At 54.5% G+C, this 21487-nt stretch carries 20 protein-coding genes; 3 read left to right on the top strand and 17 right to left on the bottom strand.

Annotated elements, in window-relative coordinates:
* Nucleotides 1–72: 72 nt before the first annotated feature.
* From EYQ49_03530 to EYQ49_03490, 9 genes are read right to left on the bottom strand one after another with little or no spacing between them, the layout of a single operon-like run.
* Nucleotides 73–1197, bottom strand: a complete 1125-nt coding sequence (locus EYQ49_03530) for an ABC transporter substrate-binding protein (GenBank protein ID HIG24954.1) — start codon at nt 1195–1197, stop codon at nt 73–75.
* Nucleotides 1194–1994: an ABC transporter permease gene (locus tag EYQ49_03525; GenBank protein ID HIG24953.1), complete on the bottom strand. Its 801-nt coding sequence runs from the start codon at nt 1992–1994 to the stop codon at nt 1194–1196. Before EYQ49_03525 ends, EYQ49_03530 begins: the two co-directional genes overlap by 4 nt.
* The gene (locus tag EYQ49_03520) at nt 1994–2776 is read right to left on the bottom strand and encodes an ABC transporter ATP-binding protein (protein ID HIG24952.1); all 783 of its coding nucleotides are present in this window, start codon (nt 2774–2776) and stop codon (nt 1994–1996) included. Before EYQ49_03520 ends, EYQ49_03525 begins: the two co-directional genes overlap by 1 nt.
* Nucleotides 2776–3636 carry an ABC transporter permease subunit gene (locus EYQ49_03515; protein HIG24951.1) on the bottom strand — a complete coding sequence of 287 codons (861 nt, stop codon included), beginning with the start codon at nt 3634–3636 and terminating at the stop codon, nt 2776–2778. The genes EYQ49_03520 and EYQ49_03515 overlap by 1 nt, the downstream gene beginning before the upstream one ends.
* A complete protein-coding gene (locus tag EYQ49_03510) occupies nt 3633–4631 on the bottom strand; it encodes a TIGR03842 family LLM class F420-dependent oxidoreductase (protein ID HIG24950.1) in 999 nt (332 codons plus the stop codon). The genes EYQ49_03515 and EYQ49_03510 overlap by 4 nt, the downstream gene beginning before the upstream one ends.
* Nucleotides 4632–4644: 13 nt before the next feature.
* Nucleotides 4645–6132, bottom strand: coding sequence for a CoA-acylating methylmalonate-semialdehyde dehydrogenase (locus EYQ49_03505; protein HIG24949.1), 1488 nt, complete (start codon nt 6130–6132; stop codon nt 4645–4647).
* Nucleotides 6133–6150: 18 nt separating this feature from the next.
* Nucleotides 6151–7563, bottom strand: coding sequence for a dihydropyrimidinase (gene hydA / locus EYQ49_03500; GenBank protein ID HIG24948.1), 1413 nt, complete (start codon nt 7561–7563; stop codon nt 6151–6153).
* Between the two features lie 25 nt (nt 7564–7588).
* On the bottom strand, nt 7589–8878 hold the full coding sequence (locus EYQ49_03495) for an aspartate aminotransferase family protein (GenBank protein ID HIG24947.1): 1290 nt from the start codon (nt 8876–8878) through the stop codon (nt 7589–7591).
* A 24-nt stretch (nt 8879–8902) separates the two neighbouring features.
* Entirely contained in the window at nt 8903–9745 is an 843-nt protein-coding gene (locus tag EYQ49_03490; GenBank protein HIG24946.1) for an acyltransferase, read from the bottom strand.
* Between the two features lie 111 nt (nt 9746–9856).
* Here EYQ49_03490 and EYQ49_03485 point away from each other — a divergent pair, with 111 nt between their 5' ends.
* A complete protein-coding gene (locus tag EYQ49_03485) occupies nt 9857–11206 on the top strand; it encodes an aminotransferase class I/II-fold pyridoxal phosphate-dependent enzyme (GenBank protein ID HIG24945.1) in 1350 nt (449 codons plus the stop codon).
* A 312-nt stretch (nt 11207–11518) separates the two neighbouring features.
* Entirely contained in the window at nt 11519–11866 is a 348-nt protein-coding gene (locus EYQ49_03480; protein ID HIG24944.1) for a hypothetical protein, read from the top strand.
* Between the two features lie 180 nt (nt 11867–12046).
* On the opposite strand, the gene EYQ49_03475 is transcribed toward EYQ49_03480, so the two are convergent.
* Together EYQ49_03475 and EYQ49_03470 are read right to left on the bottom strand one after the other, a co-directional pair.
* Nucleotides 12047–13213: a DNA recombination protein RmuC gene (locus EYQ49_03475; protein HIG24943.1), complete on the bottom strand. Its 1167-nt coding sequence runs from the start codon at nt 13211–13213 to the stop codon at nt 12047–12049.
* A gap of 331 nt (nt 13214–13544) precedes the next feature.
* Nucleotides 13545–14423 carry an alpha/beta fold hydrolase gene (locus EYQ49_03470; GenBank protein ID HIG24942.1) on the bottom strand — a complete coding sequence of 293 codons (879 nt, stop codon included), beginning with the start codon at nt 14421–14423 and terminating at the stop codon, nt 13545–13547.
* A gap of 48 nt (nt 14424–14471) precedes the next feature.
* On the opposite strand from EYQ49_03470, the gene EYQ49_03465 reads away from it, so the two are divergent.
* Nucleotides 14472–15869, top strand: coding sequence for an indole acetimide hydrolase (locus tag EYQ49_03465; GenBank protein HIG24941.1), 1398 nt, complete (start codon nt 14472–14474; stop codon nt 15867–15869).
* Here the strand turns inward: EYQ49_03465 and EYQ49_03460 are convergent.
* Genes EYQ49_03460 through EYQ49_03435 form a run of 6 tightly spaced genes read right to left on the bottom strand, consistent with a single transcriptional unit; the run spans nt 15866 to nt 21479 of the window.
* The gene (locus EYQ49_03460) at nt 15866–16495 is read right to left on the bottom strand and encodes a class I SAM-dependent methyltransferase (protein HIG24940.1); all 630 of its coding nucleotides are present in this window, start codon (nt 16493–16495) and stop codon (nt 15866–15868) included. The two genes, EYQ49_03465 and EYQ49_03460, sit on opposite strands and share 4 nt — an antisense overlap.
* Before the next feature lie 22 nt (nt 16496–16517).
* Nucleotides 16518–17372, bottom strand: a complete 855-nt coding sequence (locus EYQ49_03455) for a tryptophan 2,3-dioxygenase (GenBank protein ID HIG24939.1) — start codon at nt 17370–17372, stop codon at nt 16518–16520.
* Nucleotides 17311–18660, bottom strand: coding sequence for an FAD-dependent monooxygenase (locus EYQ49_03450; GenBank protein ID HIG24938.1), 1350 nt, complete (start codon nt 18658–18660; stop codon nt 17311–17313). The genes EYQ49_03455 and EYQ49_03450 overlap by 62 nt, the downstream gene beginning before the upstream one ends.
* Nucleotides 18657–19952 (bottom strand): kynureninase, encoded by a 1296-nt coding sequence (kynU, locus tag EYQ49_03445; protein HIG24937.1) that lies wholly within the window; start codon nt 19950–19952, stop codon nt 18657–18659. Before kynU ends, EYQ49_03450 begins: the two co-directional genes overlap by 4 nt.
* Nucleotides 19945–20931: an amidohydrolase gene (locus EYQ49_03440; GenBank protein ID HIG24936.1), complete on the bottom strand. Its 987-nt coding sequence runs from the start codon at nt 20929–20931 to the stop codon at nt 19945–19947. Before EYQ49_03440 ends, kynU begins: the two co-directional genes overlap by 8 nt.
* 8 nt (nt 20932–20939) lie before the next feature.
* Nucleotides 20940–21479, bottom strand: a complete 540-nt coding sequence (locus tag EYQ49_03435; protein ID HIG24935.1) for a 3-hydroxyanthranilate 3,4-dioxygenase — start codon at nt 21477–21479, stop codon at nt 20940–20942.
* Between the last annotated feature and the right edge of the window lie 8 nt (nt 21480–21487).

Raw genomic sequence — 21487 nt, 5'->3', positions numbered from 1 at the left:
GGTAAGCGCGCAAAAGCGGGCGGGAGAGCCAGAAACCTGACCCTACCGCCCGCTTAGTGCGTCAAGCGAAGATTATTCGCCGCCTGCGTTCAAGGTAATGGTGGCTCGTGTCCAACCATTGCCCTTGGTATCAATGTCCTTAGCTTCCAAAATAGCTACCGCAGCTTCGGCATACTCTGAGGTGTAGGCACCCGAGTCCGGAGCAGCAGCCAAAATGGATTCTGAAGTAGCAACGCTGATGGTTTGATCCCATTGCGCTGAATCCATGACTCCTACGCCACCAGCCGATGGCCAAATGAGACCGTTGATCTCATTCATTTGCCAAGCCTGGTGTGAAGCACCCAGTGCTGAACCATTGTTCAACACAATGTCAACACATGCTTGTGCGTTGTCACGGCAGTAAGCCCAACCTTCAAGGGAGCCGGCCACAAAACGAGTGGTGATGTCGGCGTAAGCCTCGTCGGAAAGACGGGCACCGTCAGCCCAAATAGCGTCTTGCAACATGGCGGTACCGACATCGTTCCAGTTGATTACCGAAAGGTCATCTGCGGTGTATAACTCGCCGGTATCCGGGTTGGTGGCTTCCAATACCTGTGCATATTCGTTGTAGATCATGGCTTGAGAGGCATCAATTTCGCCGGTCAACAAAGCCAGCATGTCAAAGGACTGTTGCACCAAGGTGAAGTCGGTTGCTGGGTCTAAACCAGCGCTGCGGGCGCCAGCCAGCAACTCGAACTCGTTACCCCAACCCCAGTTACCAACGGTCTTGCCTGCCAAATCGGCAGGGGTGTTGATACCGGAATCAGCCCATGAAACCTGCAAGGTACCGGAGCGCTGGAAGACCTGCGCCACGTTCACGATGTCCATGTCGCCTTCGCGAGAAACCAAGGCTTTTGGTACCCATGAAATAGCGAAGTCAACGGCGCCCGAAGCAAGTTGCTGCTGAGGCACGATGTCTACACCACCTTCAAGGATGGTCACGTTAAGGCAGTAGTTAGCGTAAATGCCACTATCAACCGCTGCGTAGTAACCAGCAAACTGTGCTTGAGTAAGCCATTGCAATTGCAAACTAATCGAATCAACGGTCTCGCAGTCGCCAGTGCCTACCGCTACGTCGTCAGAGCCGCAAGCTGCAGAAAACAACGACATGGCGGCCAGTAATGCGAGGATACGCATTGTTATTTTTTTCTTATTCATTTTCCCCTCCCGGGTTTATTGTTGGTTATTTCGACTTGGGTGGCCATACGCCACGGTGTGCTCAGGCGTTCGATGAGCACGGCTCCGGCAAAAAGAGCAAGACCAAAAGCGGAGGCCACGGCAATAGCGGCCCAGGCCACGTCATAGCGGGCGAAGGCGGCATTTGAGGTGATGACATTGCCGATGCGGTCTTGTGGGCCACCGAAATATTCGGCCACGATGGCGGCAATCACCGAAAGCGGAGCGACCACTCGCAAAGCGTTGGCAAAAAATGGAAGAGCATTAGGAACGCGCACCTCACGGAGAATAGTCCATTCGCTAGAAGCGTACGAACGCATCAGTTCAATTTCATCAGGGTGCACCTCAGTTAGTCCTTTAGCGGTATTAATAAATACCGGAAAGAACACCACAGCAATTACCACGGCTTGGTTGCTAACTACTCCAGTAATACCAAACCAAGCATTAAAAATGGGAGCCAAAGCGACAATAGGGGTGGCGTTCACCGCCACCGCTAACGGAGTCAGCCCCTCGTTAAGCGAGCGGAAGCGATTGGTGACAAAGGCCAAAACCACCCCAGCGAGTACACCCAACACCAGTCCGCTAAAAGCTATGCGCCCAGTTTCCCAACCGGCATGACTTAAGACAGGCCACTCGGCGAACAACTCAGCCCAGATCGACGATGGCTTGGGAAGCAAAAACTCTCTAATCCCAAAAACTATAATCATGCCTTCCCACAGCAATAAGCCCCCTACCCCCGTCAACAAAGGGGGCCAAAGAGCCGACCAGCGAGAGCGCATTATTGAGCGGCCTCCACGGCCCGAAGTGCTTCACGGATTTTTGTAGCCGTAGAAAAAAACTCTGGGTTTTCACGAGTATCTTCTGTGCGCTGCCCAAGATCTACCTCAATTATTGAATGCACCCGACCAGGGCGTGGTGAAAGCACCACCACGCGATTAGACAAAAAAGCTGCTTCGGGGATGGAGTGCGTAACAAAAACCACGGTGGTACCTGTTTCTTCCCAAATGCGCAGCAATTCAATCTGCATGTGTTCCCGGGTCATCTCGTCAAGGGCGCCAAAGGGTTCATCCATCAGTAGCAATTTCGGCTTGAAAGACAAAGCCCGAGCGATAGAGACCCTTTGCTGCATCCCGCCAGAAAGTTGGCGTGGGTAATGGTTACCAAAATCAGGCAACTTAACAAGGTCTAACATTTCTTTTGATCGGGCCGCTCGGTCGGCTTTTGACCAGTCACGTAACTCCAACGGCAACTCAATGTTGGCCGCTACCTTGCGCCAATCAAACAAACCGGCATGCTGGAACACCATGCCATAGTCCTGGTCCATGCGGGCTTGGTGGGCTGATTTTCCAAACACACTGACCGCTCCCGCTGAGGGTTCCAATAAGTCGCCAATGAGACGAAGCAAAGTAGATTTACCGCACCCTGAGGGCCCAATTAAAGAAACAAACTCACCGGGCTCAATGTTGAGATCAATACCAGAAAGGGCCGCTACCTCATCGACGCTTCCCTCGTTGAAGACTTTTCCTACCTCAGTTACTGATACTGCGTGTTCGCTGCTCACTAAATAACCTCTCTGGTGCGCCGCATAACCCAGCGCTCAGTCAAATTGATAAGACCAAATACAGTTAGGCCTAAAAAAGCCGCCCCGATTACTGATGCATAAAGCCGTTCGGGCGCCACGGCATAGCGTTGGGCGTACTCCAAAATGGCTCGCCCAAGGCCTGTTTTGGTGCCAATGGATATTTCACCCACAATGGCCCCCACGATGCTTAGGGTGCCAGCAATTTTTAAAGCCGGAAAAAGATAGGGACGGGAGGCTGGTAAGCGCAACTTAAACAAAGTAGTGCGCCACGAAGCGGCATAAGAACGCATCAACTCAACATGGTCGGCATCTGGGGATTGCAAACCCCGCAGTCCGCTTACCGCTACGGGGAAAAAGGTTAGGTAGGTGGAAATAAGCGAAATACTCAACAAGTCAGGCATGTTTTGTTGACGGCCCCAAGTAACCACCAACGGAGCTAAAGCAATAAGCGGAATAGTTTGTGACACATTTATCCACGGCAGCAACCCCTTTTCAGCCACCTTCCATCGGGTCATTAACACCGCTAAACCCATGCCGATAGAAAGCCCCAACACGAAACCAATAGATGCCTCTTGAAAAGTAAACCATGCCTTTTTCAAGAGGAACACATACATGGGCAGGGTGTCTCGACCGTCTCGAATGTCGGTGGTCAACTCGCCAAGAATGTCAGCGGCATGCGGCATGATGATGTCGTTGGTGGCGGTTGGTAAACCAAAATTGGTGCCCGGCCAGTGATCATCGGTTTGTTGGCCCATCCACTTATAACCCTCCCAGAGGGCTACCACCACGACCAAAGCCACCACCACGGTCAACACCAGGCGGAGGCGTTTGTTGATCACTGAAAAGCCGGAATAATGTGTTGGCCGTAAGCGTTTAGCGTCTCTTCTTTTTGGTCGTGCATCAGGTACACCGCAAACTGGTCAACGCCCAAAGCACGGAGTTCTTCTAAACGCTCAATGTGCGCTGCCTCGTTGCCCAAAATACAGAAGCGATCCAAAATCTCGTCGGGTACAAAGTCGGTATGTTCAGCACCCGCCCGACCGTGGTCGGCGTAGTCGTAGCCTTTGCGGCCTTCGATGTAATCGGTCAGGGCTTGAGGAACCATGGAACTGTCGGCGCCATAACGACCCACCAAGTCGGCTACGTGATTACCCACCATGCCGCCAAACCAACGAACTTGGTCTCGCTGGTGGGCGATGTCGTCACCCACATAGGCCGGTGCTACCACACAGAAAGTGATGGAATCCGGGTCGCGGCCTGCTTCTTCAGCGGACTGTCGAACGGCGCCGATGGTCCAGGCCGCTATTTGTGGGTCGGCTAACTGCAAAACATACCCGTCGGCTTGTCGGCCACAGAGCGCCAAGGCTTTAGGGCCATAGGCAGCCATCCAGACGGGCAGCGACCCTCCTTGGCGCCAAGGAAACGAGAGGGGTGTTCCGTGATAGTCGACTTCTTCGCCTTCGGCTAAGGCTTTGATGACCTTCATGGATTCTTCCAGAGTGGCCAAGTTGCACGGCTTTTTACCAATAACCCGCATAGCGGAGTCGCCTCGGCCGATACCACAAACGGTACGTTCGCCGTACATGTCGTTTAGCGTGGCGAACAACGAGGCGATAACCGTCCAGTCTCGTGTACCGGGGTTGGTGACCATCGGGCCAATGATCATTTTTTCGGTAGCGGCCAACATGGCGCCATAAATCGGAAACGGCTCTTGCCAAAGCACGTGGCTGTCGAAGGTGTACCCGTGGGTAAAACCTAAGGTTTCAGCCAAACGAGCCAACTCAACCACCCGAGAGGCCGGGGGGTCAGTTTGAAGTACTACACCAAAATCCATTACTAGTCTCCGATCAATCGTTTTGGGGGAAGCCCAGGTCAACGCTGCTGGTTGCGGGGTCGGGCCAGCGGCTGGTTACCACCTTGGGGCGGGTGTAAAAACGCATTCCCTCTGGGCCATACATGGTGGTGTCGCCAAAGAGTGAGTCTTTCCAACCACCAAACGAGTGGTAACCTACCGGTACAGGAATAGGCACGTTAATACCCACCATGCCTGCGTCGGCATCTTGTTGGAACTGACGAGCTGCTCCCCCGTCTCGGGTAAAGATGGCCGCTCCGTTACCGAAATCATTGTCGGCAATCATTTGCACGCCTTCGGCATAGGTGTCTACCCGGACCACGCAAAGCACTGGACCAAAAATCTCGTCGGTGTAAACGCTCATATCGGTGGTGACGTTGTCCAACAAAGAAACACCAATAAACGACCCGTTGCCTTCAAAGGCGAAATCTCGTCCATCGACCACCACATCGGCGCCTGCTTCGGCACCGGCGGCGATGTAACCCGCTACCCGGTCACGATGCTCACAGGTGATTACCGGGCCCATTTCTGAGGCGGGATCATCACCGTGGCCAATAACCAACTTGGACATGCGTTCTTTAATGGCCGGAACCAATTGGTCGGCTACGCCACCCACAGCCACCACCACTGAAATAGCCATGCAGCGTTCGCCAGCTGAACCATAAGCGGCAGAGACTGCGGCATCGGCGGCCAAATTGATGTCGGCATCGGGCAACACGATCATATGGTTTTTGGCGCCTCCGAGGGCTTGTACTCGTTTGCCGTGGGCGGCCCCGGTGGCGTAAACATATTTAGCGATGGGGGTTGACCCGACAAAGCTCACTGCTTTGATATCAGGGTGTTCCAGCAAGCGGTCCACTGCTACTTTGTCGCCGTTAACCATGTTGATGACCCCTGGAGGGAAGCCGGCTTCTTGGGCGAGTTCAACAATGAAGCGAGGAGCAGAAGGGTCACGCTCTGAAGGCTTCAAGATGAACGTGTTTCCGCAAGCCACGGCATTCGGGATCATCCACAAAGGCACCATTGCTGGAAAATTAAATGGGGTTATTCCCGCACAAACCCCCAACGGCTGCCGCACTGAATAAACGTCTACTCCCGTTGAGGCGTGTTCGGTGTGGGTGCCTTTAAGCGCATCGGCTACGCCGCAAGCAAACTCAATGTTTTCAATGCCTCGTGCTACTTCGCCACGGGCATCGTCGCCTACTTTTCCGTGTTCGGCGGTTAAACGACGAGCAATTTCGTCAGCGTTGGCTTCCACAAGGTTGCGAAAGTTGTAAAGCAACTTGGTACGGCGAGCCACCGACACGGTGCCCCACTCTTGAAAAGCTGCTTTAGACGAAGCGACTGCTTGGTCGACTTCTTCGATTGATGCCAAGCCGATCTGGCCGGTTTGTTCACCGGTCGCCGGGTTAAACACTGGTGCGGTGTTTCCCGAAGTGCCCGGTTTGGCTTGGCCATCAACGAGGTGATGAATTTCTTGCATTGGTGCTCCTGAAAATGATTAGTGAAGGTAAGTAGACAAACCACGTTTAAGGTAACTGCCGTCACCTTTTCGGCCGTGATAAGCGTTATCAGAAATAATGACCTTGCCTTTAGACATGACGGTGTCGACTTTGCCGGCAATCTCTATGCCTTCGTAGGCCGAGTAATCCATGTTCATGTGATGGGTGTCTACCGAAATGGTGCTGGTGGCTTGCGGGTCGTAGAGCACAATGTCGGCATCTGAACCGGGGGCGATAACGCCCTTTTGCGGGTAGATACCAAACATGCGGGCCGGGGTAGTGGAACAAGTTTCTACCCAACGCTCGAGGGTCATTTCGCCCATAACCACACCCTGGTAAATGAGGTCCATGCGGTGTTCAACCCCGCCGATTCCGTTGGGGATAGCCCGGAAGTCATCTACCCCAAGGTCTTTTTGATCCTTCATGCAGAAAGGGCAATGGTCGGTGGCCACGATGGACAGATCGTTGGTGCGTAGGCCCTTCCATAAATCGGTTTGGTGGGAGTGGTGCTTGGTGCGCAGGGGCGCTGAACAAACGTAACCAGCCCCGGCAAAACCTGGAGCACCGAGGTGGTCTTCCAGGTTGAGGTACAGGTATTGCGGGCAGGTCTCGGCAAAAACGTTGTGGCCTTTGTCTTTTGCCGCAGCCACGGCTTCGAGTGCTTCGCTCGATGAAAGGTGCACAAAATAAACCGGAGCGCCAGCCACCAGGGCCAATTGAATCGCTCGGAAAGTGGCTTCACCTTCCAACAACGACGGGCGGGTCAACCCGTGAAACACCGGGCCAGTATCGCCACGAGAAGCTGCCTGTTCGGCCAACACATCAATGGCAATACCGTTCTCGGCGTGCATAGAAATAAGCGAGCCGTTGTTGGCCGCTACTTGCATGGCTCGCAAGATTTGGCCATCATCGCTGTAGAAGACGCCGGGGTAAGCCATGAATAGTTTGAAACTGCTAATGCCTTCGCCGACCAAAGTGTCCATTTCTTTTAATGACGCTTCGTTAATGTCGCCCAGAATCATGTGGAATCCGTAGTCCACGGCGCATTCACCTTCGGCTTTTGCGAACCAGGCCTCTAGCGAATCGCGTACATTTTGGCCATAGGTTTGAACAGCAAAGTCAATAATGGTAGTGGTTCCGCCCCAAGCAGCAGCACGGCTTCCCGTTTCGAAAGTGTCGGAGGCGGCGGTTCCACCGAAAGGCAATTCCATGTGGGTGTGGCTGTCGATACCGCCGGGTATGACGTATTTACCAGTGGCATCGATAACCTCTTCGGCGCCGGCTTCGGCAGCTAATGCCGTATCCGAACCGGGTTGCAATAGCGCCACAATGGTTGCTCCATCCACCAACACTTCTGCTGCGTGGCGGCCGGTAGCGCTAACTACGGTTCCATTTTTAATGAGCTTGGTCATGATTTCCCCTCTTTGTCTTGGTTTATTAATCCAATGCTTTTATACAGTCAACTAAAATGTCGCCTGCTTCGTCAATTTCTGCTTCGGTCACCGTCATGGGTGGAGCGATACGTAAAACGTTGCCGTAGAGCCCGCCCTTACCGATTAACAGGCCAGCGACACGAGCTTGTTCAATGATTTGACTAGCCGCTTCAACATTAGGCTCTAATGAGCCGGGCTGCACGGTCTCGATGGCTTGCATCAATCCGCGACCACGGAGTTCGGCCACTACGGTGGAGTCATCAACTGCTGGTTGCAGTTTGGCCACCAAGCGCTCACCCATACGTTTCGAGTTGCCTTGAGTGTCGTTGTCCAACATGTAGTTGATGGTGGCGAGGGCACCGGCGCTACTCAGCGGGTTCCCGCCGAAGGTCGAAAGCGAGTTGCCGGGCAAAGAGTCCATCAATTCGGCGCTAGCCACTACCCCGCCTAAAGCCAAACCGTTGCCCACCCCTTTGGCAAAGGTCAAAATGTCGGGAGTAATGCCGTGAGCTTGGTAGCCCCAGAAATGGTCGCCGGTGCGGCCCCAGCCGGTTTGGACCTCATCAGAGATAAAGAGCACACCGCGGTTGTCGAGTTCTTTTTTCATGGCGCCAAAGAAACCGTCGGGTGGGGTGGCAAAGCCGCCCACTCCTTGAATGGGTTCAGCGATCATGGCCGCCACGTCACCGGAGGTCATCATGTCAAACACTTGGGTCAGGTCGTCGACACAGGCTGTGGTGTAAGCCTCGTCATCGAAAGCCCGGAAAGGGCTCCGCAAGCGGTAGCCGCCGTGGACGTAATTGACCGAGAGCCCGCTCACGCTGGTGGGTGACCAAGACCGTTGCGCAGTAATGGCAATGGTAGTAAACGACCGGCCGTGGTAACTGTTGCGCATAGCCAACACTTGGTTGGACTTCCGATAAGTAGTGGCCAGCATCAAAGCAGCATCATTGGCTTCGGTTCCCGAGGTGGTAAAAAATACTTTGGCATCGGGAATACCCGAAAGGTCAGCAATGAGTTCAGCCAACTCAATCATGGGTTCCGAAAGATAAAGCGTTGACGAGTGCAGGGTTTTGGGGGCCTGCGCTTGAATAGCTTGAGTGACCTCTGGGATGTTGTAACCCAGGCTGGTGGTCAAAATACCACCAAAGAAGTCGAGGTAACGGTTGCCTTCCACATCAAAAACGTGGCGTCCTTCACCGCTATCCAAAGAAATAGGAGGGTTGTAGTACTGGGCCAGCCAAGACGGCAACACCGCCTTATGGCGTGCTAAGAGTTCTGCGTTGGTAGCCATATTTTTCTCCGATGGGTCGTTGAACTACGGTTGAACCAGTGGGTCGTACATGTCGGGGCGGCGGTCACGGTAAAAGGCCCATTGGTTGCGGGTTTCTTCTACTTGGTCAAGGTCAAGGTCTCGTACGATGAGTTCGTTTTCGGTTTCTGAACAAACATCGCCCACGTACTGGCCTCGGGGGTCGACAAAATAAGTGGTGCCGTAGAAATCGTTTTCACCCAAGTCTTCAATTCCTACCCGGTTAATGGCGCCCACGAAGTACATGTTGGCCACCGCAGAAGCGGGTTGCTCAATTTGCCACAGGTACTTAGAAAGTCCACGACTGGTGGCCGATGGGTTAAAGACCATTTGGGCACCGTTGAGGCCCAAGGCACGCCATCCTTCGGGGAAATGACGGTCATAACAGATGTAAACGCCCACTCGGCCTACTGCCGTGTCGAACACCGGGTAGCCCAAGTTGCCGGGACGGAAGTAGAACTTTTCCCAGAAACCTTTGACCTGCGGGATATGGGTCTTGCGATATTTGCCTAGGTAGGTGCCGTCAGCGTCGATGACCGCTGCGGTGTTATACAAAAAACCTTCTTGGGCTTTTTCGTACATGGGCAAAATCAACACCATGTTGTGTTTAGCTGCAAGTTCTTGAAAGCGTTTGGTGATGGGGCCGTCAGGAATGGCTTCGGCGTAGTCATAAAAAGCGGCGTCTTGCACTTGGCAAAAGTACGGGCCGTAGAACAACTCCTGGAAGCACATAACTTGCACCCCATTGGCTGCTGCCTCGGCTACGTATTGCTCGTGAAGTTGAATCATTGATTCTTTATCGCCGGTCCACGCTGCTTGGACCATGGCTGAACGAACGATGTTTGTCATGGGTTTCTCCTCAAAATGTTTCAATCGGGTCTTGCAACATCATTTTCTTTCTGACACACTATGTGCCAATCGGCACACACACAATACCCATTTAGTAACAATCAAAAAAATATGCACAACCTCCTCAACATCATTACCAACTCCGTCACCGACAAAAGCCCGGCGGGTATCGCCGCCGCCGTGGGGCGTTTAATTAGCTCCGGCGAGGTCAGCGGCAACGATCGGCTTCCCACGGTGCGCTCCGTCGCTCAAGCCCTAGGCATTAGCCCTTCTACGGTGACCGATGCTTGGCGTCGTTTGCAGCATGCGGGGCTGGTCACTACTGACGGCCGGCGCGGTACCTTTGTTCGATCGCGCCGTCAACCAGACGACCCTGGCCGTTTTTGGCAAGTCCCTGTTGACCCCGATACTTACCAATGGGATCTCAGCACCGGCACCCCCGACCCCAAATTGCTGCCCTCGCTAGAAACCGCCCTCGCCTCTTTACGCAACGAACTACCCGTTTCGAGTTACCTTGATTGGCCAACCCTTCCCGCCCTGAATGATTTATTGGTTGAACAATGGCCGTACCCGGCCCAATTAATCACCGTGGTTGACGGAGCCATGGACGGTTTAGATCGCATTATTACCAGCAACATAAACTTCGGCGACCGGGTCATCGTTACCGACCCCGGGTTTCCACCAGCCTTAGACATGCTGGAGTTGGCTGGTGCTGAACTCCTCCCAGTGGCCATGGCAAAAGACGGACCCGACCCAGAGGCCTTTGCCGCAGCCCTTGAACTTGACCCTCAAGCGGTGCTCTTACAACCTCGGGCCCACAACCCCACCGGTTGGAATCTTTCTGCCCAACGAGCCGACCAATTAGCCGAACTTCTTGAAGGCCGTGATTTATTAATTATCGAAGATGACCATTCTGGCGAAGTTGCCGGGTCTGACCTCAACTCTTTGGGGAGCCGACTCTCCAACCAGGTAGTACACATTCATAGTTTTTCCAAGGCCTACGGCCCCGACCTTCGACTGGGCGCCGTAGGTGGCCCAGCCAAAATCATCAATGCGCTCATTCACCGCCGCCAACTCGGGCCAGCCTGGAGCAGCCGCTTATTACAGGGGGTTCTCCTTCACTTACTTACCGACCCGGCAGTGGCTCAACTGGTAAACACATCCAGCCATACCTACGCCCAAAGACGCTCGGCGCTGGTGGCGGCACTCGCTGAGCAGGGGGTCAGCATTCCCGGAGAGTCAGGTTTCAATCTTTGGCTGGAGGTCGCTGACGAATCCACGGCCCTCATCAGCTTGGCTTCTCACGGCATTGGGGCCGCCCCAGGGAGCCCTTTTTGCGTAAATAAAAAAAGCGACCACCTCCGTTTAACGGTGAGCACAGTAGACGGGGACTACGACCAGTTGGCAAAATTGTTAGCCGAAGCGGCCCGGGCTTCCGGTGGGCGACGCATCAGCGCCTAGCCTCTAGTCAGCACCAACTTTTCACCCCGCTTAAACAACGAGCTCGATTGTTGGGTATTGATCTTGTTTCGACCGACGAGAACAACGGTCCGCTCTTTGACTGGGATGGCACGTAGATTCAGTGGTCTCAACTTGCATCAATTTCTCGGCCAATAAACTGGGCGGCCATCGGCATACCTTACTTCCCGCGCTATGGGCCCACAGTTGGCACCTTTACGTGCTGCACTTACCTCTCAAGAACAGCGCTGGTTTGACTATGCGGTGGCCACCGAAATTGAACACTGATGACCTGCCCACATTGATGAGTTGGCCATGGCTACTTCATGGGAAGAGGACCAAACGCGAGGAGGCGGCGCCGTTTCGGTGGGTGGCTATCTTCCTTTGTTTCAAGACACGAACACCGATCTTGACATTCGGCTCTCCACGGCAGTTTCGTCAATCAATCATGCTGCCAGCGAGGTTCAGGTGGCAACAAACAGCGGGGAATTCACTGCAGATTCGGTGGTAATCACTTTGCCGTTAGGGGTGTTACCGGCCGGTACGGTTTCGTTTAATCCTGCGTTGCCCCTTAAACAACAATCAGCGGTGGACAACCTCGGTATAGGGCTCATCAACAAAGTGGTTTTAAAATTTAAAAACCGTTTTGGGATACCGGACTGACCTCATTGGTCACATGCCGAATCAACGTGGGCATTTTGTTGAGTGCTACAACGCTATGAAATGGACCGGTAAACCGATTTTGGGTGGCTACAACACTGCTCGGTCAGCCACCAAAATAGAGACTTGGAGCGATGATCAAATAGTTGAAGAAGCGCTTGCGGTAATTAATACTTGGCAGTTTTAGTCTTCACCGACCGGGAGCGCTAGCTCTTCAGACTGTATTTTTTGCGGCAATGCTTCCAATGCTTGTGGGGTAGTCAACTCGTCGCTTCCCACCCCCAGTTCGGGGAACTTGCGCAGCGAAGGCATGAGACGCCCATCTACTGAACCCACCAGTTTGTTGTAGGCATTGACCGCAGTGCTTAGGCCTCGCCCGGTTTTGTCTACATGCTCAAGCAACACACCGACCCGGTTATAAAGTTCTTCGCCCAACTCGGCAATCTCTCGAGCGTTTTCTGAAATACGGGCCTCTTGCCACCCGCGATGCACAGCCCAAAGTAAAGCCAACAGGTTCACCGGCGAAGCCAACAACACCTGCTTGTTCATGGCCTCAGCCAACAACTCGGGACGGGCCCGAGCAGCATCGGCCAGAAACGATTCACCAGGCACAAACAAGATGACGTACTCCGGTGCAGGGCCATCGTTGTGCTCCCAATATTTTTTAGAAGCCAATTCATCTACATGTTTTTTCAGAGCGAGGGCATGGGCCTTAAGTTCTAACTCCACCACCGCGGGGTCAGTAGCTTCTTGGGCTCGGGCGTAAGCCTCAAAAGGGGTTTTGGCATCAATAGCGAGATGAGCACCATTAGGTAGCCGTACCCGAACATCGGGACGCACCCGATTACCTTCTTGGTTTTCTCCTTGTTTTTGTTCTTCAAAATCGCAATAGGCCGTCATGCCGGCCATCTCAATCACATTGCGCAGTTGTTGTTCGCCCCAGGAACCTCGGTAGGTCGGTGAGCGCAAGGCCTGCGACAAAGTCACCGTGGAGGTATTCAACTCGGTGATCTTGGTGCCCATTTGTTTCATCAGCTCATCAACGGCCCCTTTGCGTTCTTTGTTTGATTCCTCCAAGCGCCCAACCTCCTCGGCCAGTTTTTTCATTTCGGCATCAAACGGCGCTTGAAGGCCTTGCATTTTTTGGTCAGCCAAGGTGAGGAACTGTTTGTTGTTTGATTCGAGGGCCGCCGTGGCCACCTCGGACATTTGCGCTTTTACCTCCGCCCCAATGTGGTGGGCTAACGCAGCGTTATCCAACGGAGGGCCGCTGGGTTCTGAAGATTGCCGCAAAGCCCAGACCACTGCGACAAGGGCAACCAACAAAGCAATGACGGTAATGATTTCCATGCCTCAAAGGTAGACGCGGGGTGTGACAATGTCGGGGTATACCTAGTTTTTAGTCCAAGTAGCTGGGTTTATAGTCACGGCGAAGCTCGATAAAGGCTGGCCCTGTTCTTTTCGTAGGGCATTGGCTCGAGCTATCAAAGCAAGTTTCGCTACGGCCTCTCGGCCGGGTAGCCCCACCGAAGAGAACCCGCCTTATTCGTCTACCAATTGCACCCGGTAATCCCGAACAACCTTGGTATCCCAAAACGCCTCATCATCATGCAGGCCTAACTTCGCCTAATATCTCAAACCCAAACTGCGGATCCATGGTCTGACCCAGGCCCGTAGAAGATTAAGCTTCAGCTCGGGCGAACAGGGTGGCCATAGCGTTAATCATGGTGGGCCAAGCCGCTTCGGGAAGTTCATGACCCATGCCATCGATCCACACCAACTCGGCACCCGGCACGGCATCGGCAGTTTCTTGGCCACCTTGCGGAATAACCAAACGATCACCTGTGCCATGAATTACCACCGTCGGAAGATCAACCTGTTGCAAGCCCTCGGTGCGATCGCCGTCAGCAACAATAGCTGCTGTTTGCCGCACCTGCCCCTCCGGGTGCCAAGCTCGGTCAATGCCTTCCGCCACCCGTAGGCGCACCTCATCCTCATCAAAAGGAAACCCGCCGCCCGAGAAAAGTCGGGCTGCCTCAATCCCTGCCACGATGCGCTCTTCGCGAGTTTCTGGGGCTTCACCCATCAACGCAGCCGAAACCTCATCGTCACCAAGAATAAACCGCGGCATAGAGAAAATAGACGTTAACGAGCGAGCCCGCTCTGGGTGGTTGATTACCAAACGCTGGGCAATCATTCCGCCCATGGAAGCCCCCACAATATGCGCCGTCTCATAACCCAAAGCATCAAGCACCCCGATCGAATCAAGCGCCATATCTGCTAACACGTACGGGGCATCAACCGACTCACCGGCTACAGCAGCCCCAAAGATTTCCATCATGTCGGGGTCACCAAGGTGATCCAAATAACTTGATAAACCAATATCTCGATTATCAAAGCGAACCACCCGATAACCCTCATCCGCTACCGCTTGGCAAAGTTCTGCTGGCCAGGTGATCATCTGCGCACCCAAACCCATGATGAACAGTACGGGGGGCGCCTCAGCGTCTCCAAAAGTCTCGTATTCGAAAGTCAAGTTGTTGGCTTCTAACTGTGGCACGGTTACTCCAAGTGGTGTGATCAATGGTCTTAAGGCTATGTTCTCTAAATGAGCGAACAACTATGGCAGCGTACGGCCGGCGAGCTCGCCGACCTTATTTCATCTAAGCAGGTATCAAGTCGCGAAGTCATTGATGCCCACCTTGACCGCATTGGACAGGTCAATGGCCACCTCAATGCCGTGACCGTCACTTTGACCGAACGGGCCCAAACGGAGGCGGATGCTGCTGATGCGGCTATCGCCGCCGGCGAAGACCTCGGCCCACTCCATGGGGTCCCGTTCACCATTAAAGAAAATATTGACGTGGCCGGCACCGCCACCACTAGTGGACTCCCCGTCTTTGCCGAAATGGTTTCCGCGGTTGATGCCCCACTGGTAGAGCGCATGCGTAATGCCGGTGCCGTGCCTTTGGGTCGCACCAACCTGCCCGAACTAGGCTTGAGGGTTTCCACCAACAATCCCCTACGAGGCCTCACCCGCAACCCATGGCACCCCAACCTGACCGCGGGTGGTTCCAGCGGCGGCGAAGGCTCAGCCATTAGTTCAGGCATGTCCCCCATTGGCCTCGGCAACGACATCGGCGGTTCGTTGCGCAACCCAGCCTTTTGTTGTGGCATCGCCTCGTTAAAACCTACCCACGGGCGTCTGCCCCACTTTAGTTCTTTCGAACACGACCAAAATGATCCGCTTTCTTTCTACCTCATGGGCACCGATGGCCCGATGGCTCGCTCGGTTGACGACCTTTGGACAGCTATGGCCATCCTCAACGGTCGGGACTCTCGCGATCCTCGCTCAGTAACCGTAGCCATGGAAAGCCTCGAGGCTCCCCGCAAAGCGGCCATTTTGCGTGAAGTGCCCGGGGGCCCTTGTGACCCGTGGGTTACTGATGCCGTCAACAAAGCTGCCGATGCTTTGGTCGCTGCCGGATGGGAGATCACTGATGCCACCCCGCCGGAGATGGAACGCTGCCAAGAAGTCTGGGGCCACCTACTGTCCCTTGACATTGGAGTGATAATGCAAATGGCTCGCCCCATGCTTAGTGAAGGTTTGGCCGACAGCTTGGACGAAATGGGCGAAAACTTTCCCAGTGAAAGTATGCCGCCGCCCTTAGTGCAAGCCGAGTTCGTACGCCTCAGTCGCTTGTGGAGCACCTTCTTTGATGAAAACCCCGTGGTTATCATGCCCACCTGGACCACTAAACCTTTTGAACACGATGCCGACTTGGATTCAATGGGCATCCCCGGTTTGACCAACTTGTTGCGCTGCATTACCCCACCCAATATTTTAAACCTACCGGCCGCTTGCGTGCCGGTAGGGGTAAGCGAAGGTTTAGCGCAAGGCGTGCAATGCGTGGCCGACCGCTGGCGAGACGATTTAGCCCTAGCCGCTGCCGGGGCCATTGAAGCCCAACTGGGGATTATCACCCCCATTGACCCAGTGGTCTAAAGAGTTTTTGCACCCTGAATCAGTTTGACCGGTACCCCAGCCATGGTGGTCAACTCGCCGGTGGCTTCAATGCCTCGGGCGGTCAACGAAGCAGCGATTTCATCAACCACCACGTTGGTGAGTTCGTCTTCGTGCCCACTGTGGGTGGCGTACAACGGGTGGTCAGGGTGGGTGAAATCTTCATCAAGTAAAATAATGCGGCCACCAGGGGCCAGCACCCGAGCCAGTTCGTCGAAAGCCGCTTCGAGATCTACCCAATGGTGAATAGCGTTGACTGTCCATGCTGCGTTAATGGCGCCATCTTCGGCGGGCAGGTTCTCTGCCACCCCATCGGCCACGGTTATACGACTGCGGGCTCGTTGTCCCAATCGACGAAAAGACAACATCTTTCGCATCATCGGTGAAGGGTCCACGGCAATAACTGTGGCCCCTTTACGAGCCGCCACCACGGTAGCCGGGCCCATACCAGCACCTATATCAAGCACCGTTTCGCCGGCCTGCACGTTTACTAAAGCGGTGACCGCCCGGTTGGTATCAGACTGCCAAAACTTGCGGATCTGCCGCAACCAATGCAGGTTGGCCCGTAAGCCTTTGTCGTGTTCGTGTACATGCTGATGATGGCCCATTCCTCCAGCCTAGAACTCGAATTTAGAACTCGGTGCGGATAATCCAAAGGTCTGGGAAGACGGGGTTAAACAAGGTGGCCTGCAAATATTCCACCCCTAATGACCCGCCGCTGCCCATCTTGGCCCCAATGGTGCGCTGTACCATCTTTACATGCCGGTACCGCCACTCTTGTAACCCCTCATCAAGGTCGGTGAGGGATTCACAAAGTTGGGCGATGTCCGGCCGGTTGCGGTAAGCGTCCAGCAAGATGGCCTGCACCTCAGGTGAAGATTCGGTGGGTTGGGTGACGTCACGGTCCAGGATTTCTTGAGGCACTGCCGAACCTTCGTTAGCCAGGTAACGCAAAAAGGCGTCCCATAGGCTGGGGGCGCCAAAGCGGTCTTCAAGGCGCCGCAACTCTTTGGGCCGGTCGGCAAAGTGGGCCAGATGCTGCGGATCTTTTAAGCCCAGCAGGTACTCCAACTCCCGAAACTGGGCCGACTGAAAACCACTGGCCGAATCTAAAAAATCCCGGAAAGAAACAAACTCCAGCGGAGTCATGGTCTCCAGCACATCAAGTTGCCCGACCAAGGTTTTAAAGATTTTCAAAATACGTTTCAGTTGATGCGAGCCCCGGGCGGGTTCGCCTTCGGTGATGTAGACCGCCAACTGGTCGGCTTCATGGAGCACCTGTTTAAACCAAAGCTCATACACCTGGTGGATGATGATGAACAGCATTTCGTCGTGTTCAGGCCCATCCGAGAGACACTGCTGAAGGTCCAGCAGTTCATCTATTTTGAGGTAATCACCGTAAGTGAGGTCCATGCTTTTCTCCTTAACTGGGTAGCGGTTCGAGGTCAGCCACCAAGGCAGCGGCGGTTTCCCAACACACCTCATCCACTGTGGCAATCCCGGCCGTGAGTTGATCTAAAATCTTTCCCTGAGCCCGAGCCCGGCTTTGGGCCACCGCGTACGGAACGGTGCTGAACATGACCATGCCGTAGCGCGGCACAAACGTTTCGGGCCAACGTTTTTCCATTTCTAGGGCCAACGCTCGCTTCAGCACGTAGCGCTCATCAACCACGCTGGTGCTCATCTCAACATAATTGTCGACCGCCATGTCAGCAATGGCGTCGGTGTCTGGTTTGCGGCTTTGTTCAAAAGCGGCAAAGGCCGTTGCCCAATCGTCAGGGTGCTCTTTGAGAAAACGGTCGAGTTCAATACATGATTCAAACGCCGCATTCATGCCTTGACCATGAAAAGGCACCACCCCGTGTGAGGCATCACCCAGCAAGACCGCACGGTCTTGAAAAGCCCACCCGGTGGTGCGCACGGTAGCCAACAAGCCCAAAGGGTTGGCGGCAAACTGGGCGGTCAGGTCGGGAGCCAGGGCCGCAAAGTCTGCGAAGTGCTGGGCAAAGAAGTCGGTTACTTGTTCGTCGGTAACTAGTTGTTCAAAGGTGTTGCCCGGGCCTTCCACGGGCAAATATATGGTGACGGTAAAAGAGCCGTCGGGGTCGGGCAAAGCGATCAACATAAAGTCTTTATGGGGCCAAATATGTAAGGCCGCTCGCTCGATAAGAAACTCCCCGTGGGGGCCGGCGGGCAAAGTGAGTTCTTTGTAGCCGTGCACTAAAGGCTCCAAAGTTAGTTGACCCCCGTTGGCTTCCAACACCGACTCTCGCACTGCCGAAGCCGAACCGTCGGTGCCAAATACCATGACAAAGGGAACCTCCACCGTTTCTTCACCTCTGGTAAAGGTGAGGAGGTTCTGGTCAAAGTCCACGCCCCGGCAACGCATGTCGAAATGAATGGTTACCCGGCCGGTGGCTTCAGCGGCGTCAAGCAACACACTGTTCAGCGCCGTACGGGACACCGAGCTGATGTATTCATGGGGGCGGCTTCCATAAGTTTGGAGCGATGTTTGCCCGTCTTCGTCGTGGATCATGCGCCCATACATCGGAATCAGCGAGGGCTCCACCTCTTCCATAACCCCAATGGCTTTCAAGGCCTCAATGCCTCGAGTGGCCAAAGCCAGGTTGATGGAACGCCCGGCCGAAATATCGGTGATGCGCATGTCGGGGCGGCTCTCGTAGACCGTGACGGTGTGGCCTTGCCGAGCCAACAAAACGCTCAGCATGGACCCCGCTGGGCCAGCCCCAATAATGGTCAGGTGTTTGCTCATTGCAGCATTTCTTTAAGTATTTGCACAAAGCGATAAATATCAAGAAACGTGTTGTAGAGCGGCACGGGGGCGATGCGGATCACATCGGGGTAACGCCAGTCGCAAGCCACCCCTGCGGCTTCCAATGCTTCGAAGACTTCTCGTCCGGGCCGATGCCCAGGCATGACCCGCAAAGAGAACTGGCAGCCTCGTTGTGCAAGGTCTTGCGGGGTGATGTTTTGTATTTCTGTTGGCAATTCTTGGGCCAACAAGAAATCCAGGTAAGCGATTTGTTTTTCGGTTTTTTCTCGCAAGGGGCCCATGCCGCCTGCTCGGGTAAAGACTTCTAGCGATGACCGAATAGGCGCCATGGCAAACACTGGTGGGTTTGAGGTTTGCCACCCCTCAACGGTGGGTATGGGGTCAAATACGTTTTCCATTTCGAAACGGGTGGCCTTGTTGGTGCCCCACCAGCCTTCGAAACGCGGCAGGTCGGTGCGGGTGATGTGGCGTTGATGCACGAAGCATCCGGCGGTGGCTCCGGCCCCCGAGTTGAGGTATTTGTAGGTGCACCAGGCGGCAAAGTCGGCATCCCAATCATGCAGTTCTAACTCAATGTTGCCTACCGCATGGGCCAAGTCGAAGCCCACCATGGCTCCCACGGCGTGGCCTTGAGTGGCGATGCTTGCCATGTCGAACACTTGGCCGGTGTAGTACTGCACGCCGGGGAACAACACCAAAGCCAGTTGATCGCCGTGTTGTTCTATGGCCGCGGCGATGTCTTCTTCTCTTAGGCAGTCTTCTCCGGGCCGGGGGTCCACGGTGACCAGTGCGCCGGTTGGGTCGAAGCCTCGTTGCCGTATTTGAGATTCCACGGCGAAATGGTCCGAAGGAAAAGCGTGCCCTTCAATAAGGATTTTGAACCGCTGAGCGGTGGGTTGGTAAAAACTGACCATCAACAAATGCAAGTTGGTGGTCAGGCTGTTCATTACCGTGACCTCTTCGGGTTTAGCGCCCACCAGTTCGGCCATGGGGCCAGCCAACGACTCTTGATAAGAGGCCCACGGGTAGTCGGGCTCTTGGTCGGTCACCTCGTGGCCTCGCACTCCCATCTTGCCCCATTTGGCAAACTCTGCTTGCAGATATGCGCCGGTTTGGGCCGGCGGTATACCCAGTGAGTTGCCCACCAAATAGGTTTCGGTTTCTCCTTCTGGGGTGACGGGCAACACGAACTCGTGGCGAAAAGAAGCCATCGGGTCTTGGTCGTCAAGGCGTTGGGCGCAGGCCTCGGTGAGGTCAAAAACTTCAGTCATTTCCTACTCCAAAAAAGTTTGCCGCATTGTCGTAAAGCACTGCTTGGCGAGTTGCGTCGCTAAATAATGGTGACTCTTCGATCATCTTGCCGGGGTGGATTTCTCCCAAAGGAAACGGGTAGTCGGAGCCCATAAGCACCCGCGACTCCCCCATTACATCAAGCAGGAAACGCAAAGTGGTGTCATCAAACACCGCTGAATCCACACTAAAGCGCTCCACATATTCTGAAGGAGGGCGCGGGCAGTCTTGGCGCACAATGTCCCGACGATGCCAAGCGTTCTCTACCCGCCCCAGTTGTTGGGCAAAGTTGCCGCCCCCGTGAGCAAAGCAGATTTTTAGGTCGCGGGGCAGGCGTTCAAAAGCCCCCGACAGAATCAGCGACAAAATAGCTAAATGAGTTTCGGCCGGCATGCCCACCAACCATTGCAACATGTATTTCGGCATCCGTTCTGCCGCCATCATGGACCACGGGTGCACCAGCACCGGAATACCTTCACCAGCACAATGCTCAAGAAAAGCCAACATAGTCGGGTCATCGAGGTTGCGGCCTTCCACATGGTTACCGATGTGCACCCCGACATGGCCGGCGGTCACCGCTCGAGAAACCTCTTGACATGCTCGATCGAGATCTTGTAGCGGCACCTGGCAGAGAGGGCGCAAGCGTTGAGAGTCGGCAGCACACATTTCTAACGCCAAATCATTTATTTGTGCAGCCCACTGGGTGGTTCGGTCGGGGTCACCCACATAGGAAAAGAGAATCGGCGTAGCCGAAATGACCTGAATGTCCACCCCGTTGACGTCCATCTCGGCCAAACGGGCATGCGGATCCCAAAGGGGAGCGTGGACCGGGCGGTATTCCCGATCACCGGCCATAATCATTCCCGCTTGGTCGTTGTCTACCCGCAGCCAAGGGGCATCTTCAACACCTAAAACTTGGGCTTCTTCCCGGCTGACCTCAGGAAAAAAATGCGCATGAATATCTATTTTCACGCTTCATCCCGGCTGGGGTGCAGGTGGCCGCACGAACCACAAGTGCGCTTTTCTTCACTGTCATAAAAAGCACTAAACAGCGGTGGGAGGTCATCCACGATGGAGTTCAAGATGACCTCCGCTCGATAAACCAAGGCAAAGCACTGTGGGCAATACCACTCAAAAGCGTCCGCTGCGCCGGGAGGCCGAGCCGGTTCAATGACCAAACCCACGCTGTTAGCGTCCGGGCGTTGCGGCGAATGACGAGTATGCGCAGGCAAGAAAAACACTTCGCCCTCTTTGATCTCAATATCAATCGGGGGTTGGCCAGATTCTTCGACTATCCGCAAGAACATGTCACCTTCGATTTGGTAAAAGAACTCGTCTACCGGGTCATCGTGATAGTCGGTGCGCACGTTGGGCCCGCCCACTACAAAAGCCATCAGGTCGCTGTTTTCCCAAATCAACTTGTTGTTGACCGGGGGCTTTAAGAGGTCACGATGATCGTCAATCCAGCTTTTAAAATTGAAAGCCTTCAAACTTCTTGCGTCAGGCATGGGCTACT

It is taken from the genome of Acidimicrobiia bacterium, from assembly GCA_012959995.1.
Lineage (GTDB): Bacteria > Actinomycetota > Acidimicrobiia > Acidimicrobiales > MedAcidi-G1 > MedAcidi-G2B.
The sequence above is the reverse complement of the archived record's forward strand: the minus strand, read 5'-3'. Positions and strand labels throughout refer to the sequence as shown.

Excerpts from the sequence above, each read along its gene's own strand:
- EYQ49_03480 (HIG24944.1), top strand. The coding sequence starts at position 11,519 with ATGGCTACTTCATGGGAAGAGGACCAAACGCGAGGAGGCGGCGCCGTT.
- EYQ49_03510 (HIG24950.1), bottom strand. The coding sequence starts at position 4,631 with ATGGATTTTGGTGTAGTACTTCAAACTGACCCCCCGGCCTCTCGGGTG.
- hydA (HIG24948.1), bottom strand. The coding sequence starts at position 7,563 with ATGACCAAGCTCATTAAAAATGGAACCGTAGTTAGCGCTACCGGCCGC.
- EYQ49_03475 (HIG24943.1), bottom strand. The coding sequence starts at position 13,213 with ATGGAAATCATTACCGTCATTGCTTTGTTGGTTGCCCTTGTCGCAGTG.
- EYQ49_03495 (HIG24947.1), bottom strand. The coding sequence starts at position 8,878 with ATGGCTACCAACGCAGAACTCTTAGCACGCCATAAGGCGGTGTTGCCG.
- EYQ49_03505 (HIG24949.1), bottom strand. The coding sequence starts at position 6,132 with ATGCAAGAAATTCATCACCTCGTTGATGGCCAAGCCAAACCGGGCACT.
- EYQ49_03455 (HIG24939.1), bottom strand. The coding sequence starts at position 17,372 with ATGAGGTGTGTTGGGAAACCGCCGCTGCCTTGGTGGCTGACCTCGAAC.
- EYQ49_03450 (HIG24938.1), bottom strand. The coding sequence starts at position 18,660 with ATGAGCAAACACCTGACCATTATTGGGGCTGGCCCAGCGGGGTCCATG.
- EYQ49_03525 (HIG24953.1), bottom strand. The coding sequence starts at position 1,994 with ATGCGCTCTCGCTGGTCGGCTCTTTGGCCCCCTTTGTTGACGGGGGTA.
- EYQ49_03530 (HIG24954.1), bottom strand. The coding sequence starts at position 1,197 with ATGAATAAGAAAAAAATAACAATGCGTATCCTCGCATTACTGGCCGCC.
- kynU (HIG24937.1), bottom strand. The coding sequence starts at position 19,952 with ATGACTGAAGTTTTTGACCTCACCGAGGCCTGCGCCCAACGCCTTGAC.
- EYQ49_03485 (HIG24945.1), top strand. The coding sequence starts at position 9,857 with ATGCACAACCTCCTCAACATCATTACCAACTCCGTCACCGACAAAAGC.
- EYQ49_03460 (HIG24940.1), bottom strand. The coding sequence starts at position 16,495 with ATGGGCCATCATCAGCATGTACACGAACACGACAAAGGCTTACGGGCC.
- EYQ49_03435 (HIG24935.1), bottom strand. The coding sequence starts at position 21,479 with ATGCCTGACGCAAGAAGTTTGAAGGCTTTCAATTTTAAAAGCTGGATT.
- EYQ49_03465 (HIG24941.1), top strand. The coding sequence starts at position 14,472 with ATGAGCGAACAACTATGGCAGCGTACGGCCGGCGAGCTCGCCGACCTT.
- EYQ49_03490 (HIG24946.1), bottom strand. The coding sequence starts at position 9,745 with ATGACAAACATCGTTCGTTCAGCCATGGTCCAAGCAGCGTGGACCGGC.